We start from the raw sequence: 16320 nt of genomic DNA on the forward strand, positions 1-16320 counted from the left end.
GCGGGAGGAAGCGTGCGATATCTGGCTACATTGTTGTTATCACTGGCGGTGTTGATCACCGCTGGTTGCGGCTGGCATCTGCGTAGCTCTACGCAAGTGCCTGCTGAGATGAAAACGATGATCTTCGATTCCGGAGATCCGAACGGCCCGCTGAGCCGCGCCATTCGCAGCCAGCTGCGTCTGAATGGCGTTGAACTGCTGGAAAAAGAGTCGCTCCGTCAGGATGTGCCTTCACTGCGCCTTGGCGCCGTGACGTTTGCCCGTGACACGGCGTCCATTTTCCAGGATGGCCGCACGGCGGAATACCAAATGGTGCTGACGGTCAACGCCAGCGTGCTGATCCCGGGTCATGACATTTACCCAATCAGCACGAAAGTGTACCGTTCGTTCTTTGATAACCCGCAAACAGCGCTGGCGAAAGATGCCGAGCAGGACATGATCATTCGCGAAATGTACGACAAAGCGGCGGAACAGTTGATTCGTAAGCTGCCAAGCGTTCATACAGCAGATGCATCACAATCGCATGCTGGCGGCGCATCTTCCTCCTCCTCAGTTTCGGCTAAACCGGGTAGCTAATGCTCAGGTTGTATCCGGAACAACTCCGCGCGCAGCTCAATGAAGGGCTGCGCGCGGCGTATCTGCTCCTCGGTAACGATCCGTTATTGCTGCAAGAGAGCCAGGACGCCGTACGCCAGATTGCTGTGGCGCAGGGCTTCACCGAACATCACACGTTCCCCCTGGATGCCAGCACCGACTGGGACGCGATCTTTTCCATCTGTCAGGCGCTGAGCCTGTTTGCCAGCCGCCAGACCTTACTGCTGCAATTGCCTGAAAATGGTCCCAATGCAGCCATGAATGAACAATTGGCTAAGCTGGTGGCGTTACTGCATGACGATCTGCTGCTGATTGTGCGCGGCAACAAGCTAACAAAAGCGCAGGAAAACGCAGCCTGGTTAACTCAACTGAACAACCATGCCGTGCAGATCAGTTGCCAGACGCCGGAGCAAGCGAATCTCCCCCGCTGGGTTGCCGCCCGGGCAAAGCAGAACAAACTGGAGCTGGACGACGCCGCCAATCAGCTGCTCTGCTATTGCTATGAAGGCAATCTGCTGGCACTGGCGCAGGCACTTGAGCGACTGGCTCTGCTGTGGCCGGATGGCAAACTCACCCTGCCGCGCGTAGAACAAGCGGTTAACGATGCAGCGCACTTTACGCCATTTCATTGGGTGGATGCGCTGCTGGCAGGCAAAAGCAAACGCGCGTTGCATATTCTTAGCCAGTTGCGGCTGGAAGCCTGTGAACCGGTGATCCTGCTGCGTACCGTGCAACGCGAGCTACTGTTGCTGGTGACGTTAAAACGGCAATCCGCGCATACACCGTTACGCGCGCTGTTTGATAAACATCGTGTATGGCAAAACCGTCGCGGTGTGACCGGCGAGGCGCTGAATCGCCTGAGCGCCGATCAGTTGCGTCAGGCTGTTCATCTGCTGAGCCGCATTGAGCTGGTGGTGAAACAGGACTTTGGTCAATCGGTGTGGGCCGAGCTGGAAAGCCTTTCTCTGCTACTCTGTCATAAGGCACTGGCAGACGTTTTTATTGATGGTTGATATGAATCAGTTGCAGGCCATGTTTGGCGGTACGTTTGATCCTGTTCATTACGGGCACCTGAAACCCGTTGAAGCGCTGGCGAATCAGATCGGCCTTTCACGGGTCATTATCATGCCTAATAATGTGCCCCCACACCGCCCACAACCGGAAGCCACCAGTCAGCAGCGTAAGACCATGGTTGAACTGGCGATTGCGGACAAGCCCCTGTTTACCCTTGATGAGCGGGAACTTCGCCGCGACACGCCGTCTTATACGGCGCAGACATTGCAGGAGTGGCGCGAAGAGCAAGGCCCACGACGCTCGCTGGCGTTTATCATCGGTCAGGACTCCCTGCTTACCTTCCCTGGCTGGCACCATGCCGACACCATTCTTGATAATTGCCATCTGATTGTCTGCCGTCGCCCCGGCTACCCGTTAACCATGGAACAGGAAGCGCATCAGCAATGGCTGGAGTCCCACCTCACCACCGATGCGGAAATGCTTCATACCTTACCAGCCGGGAAAATTTACCTCGCGGAAACGCCGTGGTTCAATATTTCCGCGACGCTTATCCGCGAGCGGCTGGAAAAAGGCGAGCAGTGTGACGATCTGCTGCCCGTTCCGGTGCTGGCCTATATCAAAGAACAGGGTCTGTACCGCTAAGCACCGAGCCCATCGCAGCGATAAGCCGGTCATTTTCCTCTTCACTTCGTACCGCCACACGATAATAACGACCGTCCAGACCGGGATAATTGGCACAACTGCGGATCAGGATGTGCCTCTCCAGCAGCGCTCGCTGCAACGCACTATCCGGCGCATCACAGCGCAGAAAAAGATAGTTAGCCACACCGGGCCAGACGGTCAGCGCGGGTAACGCAGCCAGTGCCGCCCGCAAACGTGGTCTCTCCTGTTCCAGCCACCGCCAGCTGGCCTGCTGATAGGCGGTATCCTGCAAAATCACTTCTCCCGCCAGCGCCGCGAAGGCATTGATTGACCACGGCATTTGCATCGCGCGCATCCGTGCAACCCTTTGCACATCGCTGCCCACGACATAGCCAAGACGCAAGCCGGGAATGGCGTAAAACTTGGTCAACGATCGCAACACCCACAGATGCGGGTTATCCGCAAGGTGCGGAATAAACCCCGAGCGATCGCGGATAAAATCCATAAAGGCTTCATCAAGAACCAGTGCGATACCGAGAGTTTTACAGCGTGCAGTAATGGCATGCAGCAGCGTATCGTCCGGCAGTAACCCGGTAGGGTTATTGGGCGTGCAGAGAAACAGACAGTCCAGATCGGGCGTCAACGCGTCCAGCACCCGTCCGGTCAGTTGCCAGCCCTCGTCTTCCCGCAGGTGAAATTCGGCAACATCGCACCCCACCTGCGTTAGCGCACGGCGGTATTCGGCAAAACCGGGCGTCACTAACATCGCCTTGCGCGGCGCCAGTGCATTGACCAGGGCAAAGATGGCTTCCGTTTCACCATTGCCCGCCAGGATCCACGACGCCGGTATCTGATGGTGCGCAGCCAGCGCCTGGTGCAGGCGTTGGTACTCAACGTCCGGATAACGCTCAGCCAACGCCAGGTTGTTTTGCAACGCGCGTTTGAGCGATGCCGGCATACCGGCCGGGTTAATATTGGCACTGAAATCGAGGAGTTGCTCCGGGGCAATGCCCAGCAGTGCTGCCGCCTCACGGGTATTGCCGCCATGCGCGCTATGAAACAAAGCCATCTTCCGCTCCGGTCAAAAACGACAATCTTAAACGAAAAAGACAAGTGGATTCAGGATGCAGTGTTAAACTTTGCGCAGAAATCGGGACGGGAGACCATTATGCGACTCTGGCTGATACGCCATGGTGAAACGGAAGCGAATGTAGCAGGCCTCTACAGTGGCCATTCGCCAACACCATTGACAGCAAAAGGGCTGGCCCAGGCACAGACACTTCATGGCTTGCTGCAGGCGGTTCCCTTCGATCATGTGTTATGCAGCGAGCTTGAGCGGGCGCGGCACACCGCGCAACGGGTGCTGGAAAACCGTGATATTCCTGTGCACACCACGTCGCTGCTCAACGAGATGTTTTTCGGTGATTGGGAGATGCGCCATCACCGCGATTTAACACGCGAAGATCCGGAGAGTTATGCCGCCTGGTGTACGGACTGGCAGAATGCGGTTCCGACGAACGGCGAAGGTTTTCAGGCCTTCTCCCTGCGCGTCGAGCAGTTTATCGCCACGCTTGCCGATCTCCGTCAACACCAGAACGTGCTGGTGGTCAGCCATCAGGGCGTACTCAGTTTACTGATTGCCCGGCTGTTAAACATGTCGGCTTCCTCTCTGTGGCATTTCCGCGTTGATCAGGGATGTTGGAGTGCAATTGATATTCATGATGATTTCGCCACGCTTCGCGTATTAAATAGCCGCGCCATCTGGCAAACGGACGAGACATAGCGTTTTTTTTCATCATCCCATTCGCGGCGGTAATTAGGTCATTGACACGCCACGGCAGGCTGATATTCTCCGCGCGCAGAAATTGTTTTACAAAAATGACAATGCAATCCCACGGCCGTGATGGGATGATAGCCCGCTTCGAAATTGCCAGGACCCGACATTTATCCCGACAATCGATGCACTTCAGGTATAATGTCAGGCCGCTTATTAATAGCTCACTTTTTGTTCACTCAGGGGGAACACTTGCAGGGTAAAGCACTCCAGGATTTTATTATCGACAAAATTGATGACCTGAAAGGTCAGGACATCATCGCCATCGACGTACAGGGTAAATCCAGCATCACAGATTGCATGATTATCTGCACCGGCACCTCCACCCGCCATGTTGTCTCCATCGCGGATCACGTGGTGCAGGAATCGCGCGCAGCAGGCATGATGCCGTTGGGTGTGGAAGGCGAAAGCGCCGCTGACTGGGTTGTGGTCGATCTGGGCGATGTCATTGTCCATGTCATGCAGGAAGAGAGCCGTCGCCTGTATGAACTGGAAAAACTCTGGAGCTAATGCGTGAAGCTGCAACTGGTCGCCGTCGGCACAAAAATGCCGGACTGGGTACAGACAGGTTTTAGTGAATATCTGCGCCGTTTTCCCAAAGATATGCCCTTCGAACTGGTGGAAATTCCCGCGGGAAAGCGCGGTAAAAACGCAGATATCAAACGTATTCTCGACAAAGAGGGTGAACTGATGCTGGCGGCAGCGGGCAAAAACCGTATCGTCACCCTCGATATCCCCGGCAAGCCCTGGGATACGCCGCAACTGGCTATTGAACTGGAACGCTGGAAGCAGGACGGGCGTGACGTCAGCCTGCTGATCGGCGGGCCGGAAGGGTTATCCCCCGCCTGTAAAGCCGCGGCAGAACAAAGTTGGTCGCTCTCTGCGCTGACGCTTCCTCACCCGCTGGTGCGCGTGCTGGTTGCGGAAAGCCTTTACCGCGCATGGAGTATTACCACCAACCATCCTTACCATCGTGAGTAATGACAAGTCTTAGGCAGATTAAGCAGCGGATGAAATTACAGAATTCTTTTCGCGACTATACGGCTGAGTCCGCGCTGTTTGTGCGCCGGGCGGTGGTCGCCTTTACGGGGATTTTGCTGCTTTCCGGCGTGCTGGTCGCCAACCTTTATAATCTGCAAATCGTCCGTTTTGCGGACTATCAGACCCGCTCCAACGAAAACCGCATCAAACTGGTCCCTATTCCGCCAAGTCGCGGCATTATTTACGATCGTAACGGCACGCCACTCGCACTTAACCGCACCATCTATCAGGTCGAAATGATGCCGGAGAAGGTCGATGATGTGCAGCAAACGCTGGATGCGCTTCGCGACGTGGTCGATCTGAACGATGACGATATCGCCAACTTTAAAAAAGAGCGCTCACGTTCACACCGTTTCACCTCGATTCCGGTAAAAACCAACCTGACCGAAGTCCAGGTCGCGCGCTTTGCGGTTAACCAGTACCGCTTTCCCGGCGTTGAAGTAAAAGGCTACAAACGCCGTTACTACCCCTATGGTTCCGCGCTGACCCATGTCATTGGCTATGTCTCGAAGATCAACGATAAAGACGTCGACCGGCTGGATAAAGAGGGCAAGCTGGCAAACTACGCCGCGACCCACGATATCGGCAAACTCGGTATTGAACGCTATTACGAAGACGTCCTGCATGGCCAGACAGGTTATGAAGAAGTGGAAGTCAACAACCGTGGTCGCGTCATCCGTCAGTTGAAAGAAGTGCCGCCGCAGGCCGGTCATGACATCTACCTGACGCTGGATTTAAAACTGCAGCAGTACATTGAAACACTGCTGGCTGGCAGTCGCGCCGCCGTCGTGGTCACCGATCCGCGCAGCGGCAGCATTCTCGCGCTGGTTTCAACGCCAAGCTACGACCCGAACCTGTTCGTCGACGGGATTTCCAGCAAGGACTACGCCTCGTTGCTTAACGATCCGAATACGCCACTGATCAACAGGGCAACGCAGGGGGTCTATCCGCCAGCCTCTACAGTGAAACCGTACGTGGCTGTCTCCGCGCTCAGCGCAGGCGTTATCAACCGCAATACCAGCCTGTTTGACCCGGGCTGGTGGCAGTTGCCGGGCTCAGACAAGCGTTACCGTGACTGGAAAAAATGGGGCCACGGCCACCTGAATATCACCAAATCGCTGGAAGAGTCCGCCGATACCTTCTTCTATCAGGTCGCCTATGACATGGGTATTGACCGTCTTGCTGAGTGGATGGGCAAATTTGGTTACGGGCAGTATACCGGCGTTGACCTCTCTGAAGAGCGCTCCGGCAACATGCCAACGCGCGAGTGGAAACTGAAACGTTTTAAAAAACCCTGGTATCAAGGTGACACCATCCCGGTCGGGATTGGCCAGGGTTACTGGACCGCCACCCCGTTGCAGATGAACAAGGCCATGATGACCCTGATTAATGACGGTATCGTCAAAGTGCCGCATCTGCTGATGAGCACCGTGGAAGATGGCAAGCAGGTCCCGTGGAAACAACCCACGCAGCCACCGGTAGGCGACATCCATTCGGGTTACTGGGAAATTGCCAAAGACGGGATGTATGGCGTGGCTAACCGCGCTAACGGTACCGGCCATAAATATTTCGCCAATGCGCCGTACAAGGTTGCCGCAAAATCCGGTACCGCGCAGGTATTCGGCCTGAAAGCCAACGAAACGTATAACGCGCACCGCATTGCGGAACGCCTGCGCGACCATAAACTGATGACCGCATTTGCGCCTTATGACAATCCCCAGGTCGCCGTTGCGATGATCCTGGAGAACGGCGGCGCTGGCCCGGCCGTCGGGACAATTATGCGTCAAATCCTCGACCATATTATGCTGGGCGATAACAACACCGACTTGCCAACGGAAAACCCGTCAGCGGCGGCGACGGAGGACCAATAATCATGACGGACAATCCGAACAAAAAATCGTTCTGGGATAAAATCCATATCGATCCGACACTGATGCTCATCATTCTCGCGCTGCTGTTTTACAGCGCGATCGTTATCTGGAGCGCCAGCGGCCAGGACATTGGCATGACCGAACGTAAAATCGGGCAGATTACGATGGGCCTGATCATCATGGTGGTCATGGCGCAGGTTCCGCCGCGTGTGTATGAAGGCTGGGCGCCCTACCTCTATATTTTCTGCGTGATTCTGCTGGTGGCGGTAGATGCTTTCGGTGCGATTTCGAAAGGCGCGCAACGCTGGCTGGACCTGGGTATCGTGCGTTTTCAGCCGTCGGAAATCGCCAAAATTGCCGTGCCGTTGATGGTCGCGCGCTTTATTAACCGCGATGTTTGCCCGCCGTCGTTGAAAAACACCGGTATCGCACTGGTGCTGATCTTTGTGCCAACGCTGTTAGTCGCCGCACAACCGGACCTGGGTACCTCGATTCTGGTGGTGCTTTCCGGGCTGTTTGTGCTGTTCCTTTCCGGCCTGAGCTGGCGGTTAATCGGCATTGCCGTGGTGCTTATCGCCGCCTTTATTCCGGTGCTGTGGTTCTTCCTGATGCATGATTATCAGCGCCAGCGCGTGATGATGCTGCTCGATCCGGAAACCGATCCGCTGGGCGCGGGCTATCATATTATTCAGTCGAAAATCGCCATTGGTTCCGGTGGGCTGAGCGGTAAAGGCTGGTTGCATGGCACCCAGTCGCAGCTAGAATTCTTGCCAGAACGCCATACTGACTTTATTTTTGCCGTGCTGGCCGAAGAGCTGGGCCTGGTGGGGATTTTGATTTTGCTGGCGCTTTATCTGCTGTTAATTATGCGTGGGCTATGGATTGCCGCCCGGGCGCAAACCACCTTTGGCCGGGTCATGGCCGGGGGTTTGATGTTGATTTTGTTCGTTTATGTGTTCGTAAATATTGGTATGGTGAGTGGTATCCTGCCGGTTGTGGGCGTACCGTTGCCACTGATAAGTTACGGGGGGTCCGCCCTGATCGTACTCATGGCCGGGTTTGGTATCGTTATGTCGATCCATACTCACAGGAAAATGTTGTCCAAAAGCGTCTAACGATAAGAGGTGCGCAATGCGTAAGCAATGGCTTGGGGTCTGCATAGCAGCAGGATTACTGGCGGCATGTTCAAATGATAATGGTCAACAGCAAACGACCGTTGCGCCGCAACCTGTCGTGTGCAACGGCCCTGTCGTTGAAATCAGCGGTGCTGAGCCTCATTACGAGCCGCTCAATGCCACGGCGAATCAGGATTATCAGCGCGATGGCAAAAGCTACAAAGTGGTTCAGGATCCCTCCCGCTTCAGTCAGGCAGGCCTGGCTGCCATTTACGATGCCGAACCGGGCAGCAACTTAACGGCTTCCGGCGAAGCGTTCGACCCGGCGCAACTGACCGCGGCGCACCCTACTCTGCCGATCCCGAGCTACGCCCGTATCACCAACCTCGCCAACGGGCGGATGATTGTGGTGCGTATTAACGATCGCGGCCCGTATGGCAACGACCGTGTTATTTCTCTGTCTCGCGCAGCGGCAGATCGCCTGAATACGTCCAACAACACCAAAGTGCGTATCGATCCGATTATTGTCGCGCAGGATGGTTCTCTTTCCGGCCCAGGCATGGCCTGCACCAAGGTTGCTCAGCAGACCTACGTTCTGCCGGATCGTCCCGATCTTGGCGGCGGACTGGGCAGCGTCTCATCAGCGCCTCAAGCCGCGCAGCCACAGGGGAATGTTCAGGCCATCAGCAATGATACGTTGAAAAGCGACGATGCTGCCGGCGCACCGGTAAAAAGCGGTGGCTTCCTGGGCGCGCAAACGCCGCTGGCCGCGGGCGTGTTGGAAGGGAGCGACACGACGACGCAAAGCGCCGTCACACCGTCGACCACCACCACATCCATGATGTCGGCCAGCCAGAACACATCGGCAGTGCAAACCACCGCACCTGCCGCGACCCGCACCGCGCCGGTGACTGCACCGGGTTCTGTGCAGGGGCATGTGGCAACCACCAGCACAAGCGCCGCAACTGCCGCAACCACTGCTGCCACGACGGCAACCAGCGGGTATATGGTGCAGGTCGGTGCGGTGAGCGATCAGGCACGCGCGCAGCAGTATCAGCAGCGCCTGGCGCAGCAATTCTCCGTTCCGGGCCGTGTTGTGCAAAACGGCGCGGTCTGGCGGGTACAGTTAGGGCCGTTCAGTAATAAAGCCGATGCCAGCGCCCTGCAGGGGCGTTTGCAAAATGAAGCGCAGTTACAATCGTTTATTACTGGCGCGCAGTAACCGGGTAAGGCATCTGATTCTGTCAACTTCTGTAAGCATCATTCACAAAGTCATGCGGAAAGTCAGATGCCTGCCGATATAGCTTTTGCTATAGTAAGGCACTTTTTTAACTCCATCACGGATGTCGTAGTTCGACCATGAAGACCACTCTCTCCGTTCGTTTTGTGCAGCGCCTTGCGCTCACCACGGCGCTGACCGCAGCCACACTTTCTGCTGCTCACGCCGATGACCTGAATATTAAAACCATGATCCCTGGCGTGCCGCAAATCGATGCGGAGTCCTATATCCTGATCGATTACAACTCCGGCAAAGTGCTGGCGGAACAGAACGCAGACGCGCGTCGCGATCCGGCCAGTCTGACCAAAATGATGACCAGCTACGTTATCGGCCAGGCCATGAAAGCGGGCAAGTTTAAAGACAGCGACCTGGTGACGATTGGTAACGACGCATGGGCGACCGGTAACCCGGTATTCCGCGGCTCTTCACTGATGTTCCTGAAACCAGGCATGCAGGTGCCGGTTTCCCAGCTTATCCGTGGGATTAACCTGCAATCCGGTAACGATGCGTGCGTGGCGATGGCGGACTATGTCGCGGGTAGCCAGGACGCGTTTGTTGGCCTGATGAACAACTATGTGCGCGCCCTTGGCCTGCAAAACAGCCATTTCCAGACCGTGCATGGCCTGGACGCTGATGGTCAGTACAGCTCCGCACGCGATATGGCGCTGATTGGCCAGGCGCTGATCCGCGATGTACCGAACGAGTACTCCATCTATAAAGAGAAAGAGTTCACCTTCAACGGCATCCGCCAGACCAACCGTAACGGTCTGCTGTGGGACAACAGCCTGAACGTTGATGGCATTAAAACCGGTCATACCGACAAAGCCGGTTACAACCTGGTGGCCTCGGCGACCGAAGGTCAGATGCGTTTGATCTCGGCGGTGATGGGCGGTCGTACCTTTAAAGGCCGTGAAACCGAAAGTAAAAAATTGCTGACCTGGGGTTTCCGTTTCTTCGAAACCGTTAGCCCTCTGAAAGCAGGTAAAGAGTTCGCTTCAGAACCGGCCTGGTTCGGTGACAGCGATCGCGCATCGCTGGGCGTGGATAAAGACGTGTATCTGACGATCCCGCGCGGCCGCATGAAAGATCTGAAAGCCAGCTATGTGCTGAACAATAGCGAGCTGCATGCGCCGCTGCAGAAAAATCAGGTTGTCGGTTCTATTAACTTCCAGCTAGATGGCAAAACTATCGAACAGCGCCCGCTGGTCGTGCTACAGGAAATCCCGGAAGGCAATTTCTTTGGCAAAATCATTGATTACATTAAATTGATGTTCCATCACTGGTTTGGTTAAGAATTGAACACTTGAAAGTGTGATTTTCGTCCCCATATACTACGTATCCAAAAAACTCCTGCCCCTGCGGCAGGAGTTGTTCTTTTTTACGCCGGAGCTGACATGAAAACCAATCTCAAAGAACTGCTTGAATTCCCGACACCCTTTACTTACAAAGTGATGGGTCTGGCGAAACCAGAGCTGGTTGATCTGGTGGTTGAAGTGGTACAGCGCCATGCGCCAGGTGATTACTCTCCGCAGGTAAAACCAAGCAGCAAAGGCAATTACCACTCGGTCTCTATCACCATTAATGCAACACACATCGAGCAGGTTGAGATTCTTTACGAAGAACTCGGCAACATCGAAATTGTTCGCATGGTGCTGTAATGCCAGCAGACGTTGCCCGGAAGCATTCGGGTAACGTCTTCGCTGTGATATACTCCCCCCACTCTTTTCTCCCCCGGAGATGCCGTTTTGTCTCAGGATACAATCCTCATCCGCAATCTGGGCTTACAGCCTTACGATCCCGTGTCCCGGGCGATGCATGAATTCACCGACACCCGTGACGATACAACGCCTGACGAAATCTGGCTGGTCGAACATATGCCGGTCTTTACCCAGGGTCAGGCTGGCAAAGCTGAACACCTGCTGGCGACCGGCGATATTCCGGTGATCCAGAGCGATCGCGGTGGCCAGGTCACCTACCACGGACCGGGTCAGCAAGTGATGTACGTTTTAATTAATCTTAAGCGTCGCAAAATTGGCGTGCGTGAACTTGTTACATTGCTGGAAAATACGGTCATCAATACGCTGGCAACACTGGACATCCAGGCACAGGCTCGCGCTGATGCGCCGGGCGTGTATGTCGATGGCAAAAAGATCTGTTCACTGGGCCTGCGCATTCGTAAAGGGTGCTCATTCCATGGCCTGGCGCTGAATATCGCCATGGATCTGGCCCCCTTTATGCGCATCAATCCCTGTGGATATGCCGGGATGGAAATGACCCAGATCAGTCAGCTTTCACAAAAAGCGGATATGGATAAAATAAGGACAATTCTTATCCGGGAATTTTTAGCGTTACTAAACAATCCACCCCATCAATATATGAGCGCTTAATATATGATGTATTACGGCCCGCATTTTGTGCGGGTCGTTATTTATTTGGCCTGTTAGCGCTTTACAATAGGTGCCATATTCTCTATTTTCAACCTACCTGCCTTGTCGGGTTAATAAGCATTGCGATGCTTTCCCGGGCTTCGTATTCGTGCTTATGGCCAATCGTCTTTTGAGTGCTTGTCCGCCATCGCGATGAAAAAATCTACGTAATGATGATATGTGACAGGACGTTAACTCAAATTAATAATCAACAAAAAAAACAAATTCAACTATCATTCATATTGCGAATGATTACGGAGCACTAGCGTGGAGAATAATAACCTGCCGGCAAAGCGAATAACCGGGCGCCCCGAGGACGACAAGCCGCAAATCTTCCGGACATTGCGCAATATTGATCTCAACTTATTGACTATTTTTGAGGCGGTATATGTCCATAAAGGGATTGTTAACGCGGCAAAAGTGCTCAACCTCACCCCTTCCGCTATTAGCCAGTCAATTCAGAAACTGCGCTCAATATTTCCAGATCCGCTTTTCATTCGAAAAGGCCAGGGCGTCACGCCTACGGCTTATGCCTCTCACCTGCATGAATATATCAGCCAGGGGCTGGAATCTATCCTCGGCGCGTTGGATCTCACTGGCAGCTACGATAAACAACGCACGATTACCGTCGGCACAACGCCGTCTATTGGCGCGTTAGCCCTTCCGGTTATCTATCAGGCGATAAAAGCCAATGCCCCGCATCTGATGATGCGCAATATTCCGGTCAAAGATGGGGAAAGCCAGCTCAGTCAGTTTCAGACGGATTTAATTATCGATACTCACCTCCCCTCATCGCGCGCGCTCAATAGCCATGTGCTGTATACCGACCGCCTGATGTTGGTGTGCCGTAAAGGGCATCCTTGTCTGAACGGGCCAATCAACGAAGAGGTTTTGCAGCAGTACGAGCACACGATGGTGATGCTGGAAGCGCAAAATCTGAGCGGCTTACGTCAGCGCGTGCAGGATCTCTTTCCAGAGCGCCAGATCAGTTTCAGCAGTTACAATATGTTTACTATTGCAGCACTGATCGGCAACACTGACCTGCTAGGACTGATGACAACGCGTTTGTTCAAATTGTTTAGCGATTGCTGGCCGCTGGTGGAAATTGATTACCCGCCAATCAGCAACGAGCGACTGGATATCTCGCTGTATTACAATAAATTGAGCCTGCGAGATCCGGTGCTGGAAAACGTTATCAATGTTATCCGACGGGCTTTTTAAAGCCCGTTCTCACCTGGCGAATGTGCTAACCCTTACTGGGCATTTGGCACAAAACAACAACTATTTTACAAATAGCCCCGTTGTCAGGCTGCTTTCTGCCCTCCATCAATGGTATACTGCGCGCAAGTTAATTCAAAAATAGTTGATAAATACAACATTCCCTTGAATTGAAATGCTTACTTCGTTATCCGCAACTGGAACACGCACGCTATGAGTAAACCCATTGTGATGGAACGCGGTGTTAAGTACCGCGATGCCGATAAAATGGCTCTTATCCCGGTTAAAAACGTGGCCACAGAGCGCGAAGCCCTGCTGAGAAAACCGGAATGGATGAAAATCAAACTTCCGGCTGACTCTTCCCGTATTCAGGGTATCAAAGCGGCCATGCGTAAAAACGGCCTGCATTCTGTTTGCGAAGAGGCATCCTGTCCGAACCTCGCTGAGTGTTTCAACCATGGTACCGCCACGTTTATGATCCTCGGCGCGATCTGCACCCGTCGCTGCCCGTTCTGCGATGTGGCCCACGGTCGTCCGGTGGCGCCGGACGCTAACGAACCGCAAAAACTGGCGCAAACTATCGCAGATATGGCATTGCGTTACGTGGTCATCACTTCGGTTGACCGTGATGACCTGCGCGACGGCGGCGCACAGCATTTTGCTGATTGTATTACCGCTATTCGCGAGAAGAGCCCGACGATTAAAATCGAAACGCTGGTACCTGACTTCCGTGGACGCATGGATCGTGCGCTGGATATCCTCACAGCAACCCCGCCAGACGTGTTTAACCACAACCTGGAGAACGTGCCGCGTATTTACCGTCAGGTTCGCCCGGGAGCGGATTACAACTGGTCACTGAAGCTGCTGGAGCGTTTTAAAGAAGCGCATCCGGAGATCCCGACGAAATCCGGTCTGATGGTCGGTTTAGGCGAAACCAATGCCGAAATCATTGACGTTATGCGCGACCTGCGCCGCCACGGCGTGACGATGTTAACGCTGGGTCAGTATCTGCAACCGAGCCGTCACCACCTGCCAGTGCAGCGCTATGTCAGCCCGGATGAGTTTGACGAGATGAAAGAAGAAGCGCTGGCGATGGGCTTTACCCACGCAGCATGCGGTCCGTTCGTTCGCTCCTCTTACCATGCGGATTTGCAGGCAAAAGGCATCGAAGTGAAGTAGTACTTCCTTACACAACCGACAAAAAAACCGGCTCAGTGGCCGGTTTTTTTTCGCCTGTCGGGGCGCTATTACTCTTTGTGAGAGAGTTTCTCTGCAGTGACTTCGCCTTCGGCTTCTTTCTTCGCTGCATCATCATCGTTCATGGCTTTTTTAAAGCCTTTGATGGCTGCACCCAGATCGCCGCCCAACGTGCGCAGTTTCTTGGTCCCAAACAGCAGGACAACCAGTGCGGCCACGACCAGCAGTTTGGTAATACTAATCTCACCCATAGATACCTTCTTTCGTAAAACAGGCTGCATAAAACGTCATTATAACCCGATTTCATTAACGGTCATTCGACGCGCGCACACAATAGCAATCTGTAACGAGATGGATCAAGTGTTGTTTAAAAAAACATCACAACAATCGTGGCGCAGCGAAGCGCCGGTTACGTAACACGGGCAACGTATCCCGCGTTTGCGCTACACGTTCCTCGCTGATCTCCGCAACGATCAGCGCAGGCGCTTCTGCTGCCGCAGCCAGCGTTACGCCCTGTGGGTCAACAATCCGGCTTTGCCCGATATTTTTGTTACCGCACTCCCCTGCCGCCACCACATAGCATGTGGTGTCGAGCGCCCGCGCCGACAGCAACGTTGCCCAGTGCTGTTCTTTGAGCGGACCACGCACCCAGGCCGCAGGCAACACCAGCAACTGCGCGCCATCAAGCGCCAGCTTCATTGCCAGCTCAGGGAAACGCAAATCGTAGCAGGTCATCAGACCCACCTTCATCCCCTCAATGTCGATTAACGGCGCAACGTCATCTCCGGCATCCACCCGCGCTGATTCCTGAATATTAAACGCGTCGTACAGATGCAGCTTGGCATACTGCGCGATCACCTTACCGCCGCGCAATACCACCAGCGTATTAAATGCCCGCCCTTCGGTGGAAGGCACATGCACCGTCAGCACCGTCGTCAGGGTATTGCGTCGACTCTCCTCGCAAAGCAGCGTCAGGAAGCCGCCATCGAGCCGCTGAGCGGATTTTACCGACAGGTGAGGGTCATTATCATCCCGCGCCAGCAACGCCTCTGGCAGCACCAATAGCGACGCCTGCTGAGAAGCGGCCTGCGCCATTAACGCCACGCAGGTTTGCGCATTGGTGCGCCAGTCAGGCGTCACCACAAATTGTCCCGCCGCAACAATCATCTCTTTATCCTCTCGCTTCACCGCGATAGCCAGAAAATGGCGGCGGCGCTACACTCATCCACTCTAACAAATCAAATGGCAGGATTTCACCGTGTTACAACTTCTTTTAGCGGTATTTATCGGCGGGGGTACAGGCAGCGTGGCGCGCTGGATGTTGAGTATGAAGCTTAACCCAACGCATCAAATTATCCCTCTCGGTACGCTGACGGCCAACCTGCTTGGCGCATTTATCATTGGCATGGGGCTGGCGTGGTTCAACCGCATGACGCATATCGATCCGCTGTGGAAAGTCTTGCTGACCACCGGTTTTTGCGGCGGGCTGACCACCTTTTCCACATTTTCGGCGGAAGTGGTGTTTCTGTTGCAGGATGGGCGCACTGGCTGGGCCCTCGTTAACGTGGCGGTGAACCTGTTGGGATCATTTGCGATGACAGCGCTGGCGTTCTGGCTGTTTTCCGCGGCGAATGCAAACTGAAGGGATAAAAAAACCCGCCGTGAGGCGGGTTTTGGGATTCTTGCTAAACGTAGCTCAATTAGACAGGCATTACGTTTGCAGCAGATGGGCCTTTGGCACCGTTAGTGATTTCAAACTCAACGCGCTGACCTTCAGCCAGAGTTTTGAAACCATTGCTCTGGATTGCAGAGAAGTGTACGAACACGTCTTTGCTGCCATCTTCCGGAGTAATGAAACCGAATCCTTTGGATTCATTAAACCACTTAACGTTACCTTTAATCTTAGACATCAAAATTACCTTTACATGAAAAAACGACACAAATGCTGTGTCGGGTATCAGTACAACAATTGTAGCGACTTTTGTCCAGTCGTTATTCACTAAAAAGTGATAAATGTCGCGAACTTTTTTTCGGTAGCGGGTTTATGCCGCATTTCGCGCGCTGTATAAAAATTGCGCACCGCGTCAAC

General features: G+C 54.1%; 19 protein-coding genes. 15 read left to right on the plus strand and 4 right to left on the minus strand.

Going from position 1 to position 16320, the window contains the following annotated elements:
* Nucleotides 1–12 precede the first annotated feature (12 nt).
* Genes lptE through nadD form a run of 3 tightly spaced genes read left to right on the plus strand, consistent with a single transcriptional unit; the run spans nucleotide 13 to nucleotide 2250 of the window.
* Entirely contained in the window at nucleotides 13–576 is a 564-nt protein-coding gene (gene lptE, locus N7922_RS17510; protein WP_263097524.1) for an LPS assembly lipoprotein LptE, read from the plus strand.
* Nucleotides 576–1607, plus strand: coding sequence for a DNA polymerase III subunit delta (holA, locus tag N7922_RS17515; protein ID WP_088237093.1), 1032 nt, complete (start codon nucleotides 576–578; stop codon nucleotides 1605–1607). The genes lptE and holA overlap by 1 nt, the downstream gene beginning before the upstream one ends.
* The gene (nadD, locus tag N7922_RS17520) at nucleotides 1600–2250 is read left to right on the plus strand and encodes a nicotinate-nucleotide adenylyltransferase (protein WP_263097525.1); all 651 of its coding nucleotides are present in this window, start codon (nucleotides 1600–1602) and stop codon (nucleotides 2248–2250) included. The genes holA and nadD overlap by 8 nt, the downstream gene beginning before the upstream one ends.
* Here the strand turns inward: nadD and cobD are convergent.
* On the minus strand, nucleotides 2225–3319 hold the full coding sequence (gene cobD / locus N7922_RS17525; protein ID WP_263097526.1) for a threonine-phosphate decarboxylase CobD: 1095 nt from the start codon (nucleotides 3317–3319) through the stop codon (nucleotides 2225–2227). The two genes, nadD and cobD, sit on opposite strands and share 26 nt — an antisense overlap.
* A gap of 99 nt (nucleotides 3320–3418) precedes the next feature.
* On the opposite strand from cobD, the gene N7922_RS17530 reads away from it, so the two are divergent.
* The 11 genes from N7922_RS17530 to lipA all read left to right on the plus strand — a co-directional run bounded on the left by N7922_RS17530 (nucleotide 3419) and on the right by lipA (nucleotide 14213).
* The gene (locus tag N7922_RS17530) at nucleotides 3419–4033 is read left to right on the plus strand and encodes an adenosylcobalamin/alpha-ribazole phosphatase (protein WP_263097527.1); all 615 of its coding nucleotides are present in this window, start codon (nucleotides 3419–3421) and stop codon (nucleotides 4031–4033) included.
* Between the two features lie 243 nt (nucleotides 4034–4276).
* Complete coding sequence (rsfS, locus tag N7922_RS17535) at nucleotides 4277–4594, plus strand: ribosome silencing factor (RefSeq protein WP_061494441.1); 318 nt, start codon at nucleotides 4277–4279, stop codon at nucleotides 4592–4594.
* A gap of 3 nt (nucleotides 4595–4597) precedes the next feature.
* Complete coding sequence (gene rlmH, locus N7922_RS17540) at nucleotides 4598–5065, plus strand: 23S rRNA (pseudouridine(1915)-N(3))-methyltransferase RlmH (protein WP_061494440.1); 468 nt, start codon at nucleotides 4598–4600, stop codon at nucleotides 5063–5065.
* 29 nt (nucleotides 5066–5094) lie between these two features.
* Nucleotides 5095–6996 (plus strand): peptidoglycan DD-transpeptidase MrdA, encoded by a 1902-nt coding sequence (gene mrdA / locus N7922_RS17545; RefSeq protein ID WP_263097528.1) that lies wholly within the window; start codon nucleotides 5095–5097, stop codon nucleotides 6994–6996.
* A gap of 2 nt (nucleotides 6997–6998) precedes the next feature.
* Complete coding sequence (mrdB, locus tag N7922_RS17550) at nucleotides 6999–8111, plus strand: peptidoglycan glycosyltransferase MrdB (protein ID WP_263097529.1); 1113 nt, start codon at nucleotides 6999–7001, stop codon at nucleotides 8109–8111.
* A 16-nt stretch (nucleotides 8112–8127) separates the two neighbouring features.
* Nucleotides 8128–9333, plus strand: coding sequence for an endolytic peptidoglycan transglycosylase RlpA (gene rlpA, locus N7922_RS17555; protein ID WP_263097530.1), 1206 nt, complete (start codon nucleotides 8128–8130; stop codon nucleotides 9331–9333).
* A 137-nt stretch (nucleotides 9334–9470) separates the two neighbouring features.
* The gene (gene dacA / locus N7922_RS17560) at nucleotides 9471–10682 is read left to right on the plus strand and encodes a D-alanyl-D-alanine carboxypeptidase DacA (RefSeq protein WP_263097531.1); all 1212 of its coding nucleotides are present in this window, start codon (nucleotides 9471–9473) and stop codon (nucleotides 10680–10682) included.
* A gap of 102 nt (nucleotides 10683–10784) precedes the next feature.
* Nucleotides 10785–11048: a DUF493 family protein YbeD gene (gene ybeD, locus N7922_RS17565; protein WP_263097532.1), complete on the plus strand. Its 264-nt coding sequence runs from the start codon at nucleotides 10785–10787 to the stop codon at nucleotides 11046–11048.
* 87 nt (nucleotides 11049–11135) lie between these two features.
* Nucleotides 11136–11777, plus strand: coding sequence for a lipoyl(octanoyl) transferase LipB (gene lipB / locus N7922_RS17570; protein WP_263097533.1), 642 nt, complete (start codon nucleotides 11136–11138; stop codon nucleotides 11775–11777).
* 306 nt (nucleotides 11778–12083) lie between these two features.
* Entirely contained in the window at nucleotides 12084–13037 is a 954-nt protein-coding gene (locus N7922_RS17575) for a YbeF family transcriptional regulator (RefSeq protein ID WP_263097534.1), read from the plus strand.
* Between the two features lie 210 nt (nucleotides 13038–13247).
* Nucleotides 13248–14213: a lipoyl synthase gene (lipA, locus tag N7922_RS17580; RefSeq protein WP_061494432.1), complete on the plus strand. Its 966-nt coding sequence runs from the start codon at nucleotides 13248–13250 to the stop codon at nucleotides 14211–14213.
* A 68-nt stretch (nucleotides 14214–14281) separates the two neighbouring features.
* On the opposite strand, the gene tatE is transcribed toward lipA, so the two are convergent.
* Together tatE and N7922_RS17590 are read right to left on the minus strand one after the other, a co-directional pair.
* Nucleotides 14282–14482: a twin-arginine translocase subunit TatE gene (tatE, locus tag N7922_RS17585; RefSeq protein WP_061494431.1), complete on the minus strand. Its 201-nt coding sequence runs from the start codon at nucleotides 14480–14482 to the stop codon at nucleotides 14282–14284.
* A gap of 127 nt (nucleotides 14483–14609) precedes the next feature.
* Nucleotides 14610–15398 carry a deaminated glutathione amidase gene (locus N7922_RS17590; RefSeq protein WP_263097535.1) on the minus strand — a complete coding sequence of 263 codons (789 nt, stop codon included), beginning with the start codon at nucleotides 15396–15398 and terminating at the stop codon, nucleotides 14610–14612.
* A gap of 91 nt (nucleotides 15399–15489) precedes the next feature.
* Between N7922_RS17590 and crcB the strand changes: the two genes are divergently transcribed.
* Nucleotides 15490–15873, plus strand: coding sequence for a fluoride efflux transporter CrcB (gene crcB / locus N7922_RS17595; protein ID WP_263097536.1), 384 nt, complete (start codon nucleotides 15490–15492; stop codon nucleotides 15871–15873).
* Nucleotides 15874–15931: 58 nt separating this feature from the next.
* On the opposite strand, the gene cspE is transcribed toward crcB, so the two are convergent.
* Nucleotides 15932–16141 (minus strand): transcription antiterminator/RNA stability regulator CspE, encoded by a 210-nt coding sequence (gene cspE / locus N7922_RS17600; RefSeq protein ID WP_007373839.1) that lies wholly within the window; start codon nucleotides 16139–16141, stop codon nucleotides 15932–15934.
* Nucleotides 16142–16320 lie beyond the last annotated feature (179 nt).

This window comes from Kosakonia sp. ML.JS2a (assembly GCF_025642095.1).
In the GTDB taxonomy this organism is placed as follows: Bacteria; Pseudomonadota; Gammaproteobacteria; order Enterobacterales; family Enterobacteriaceae.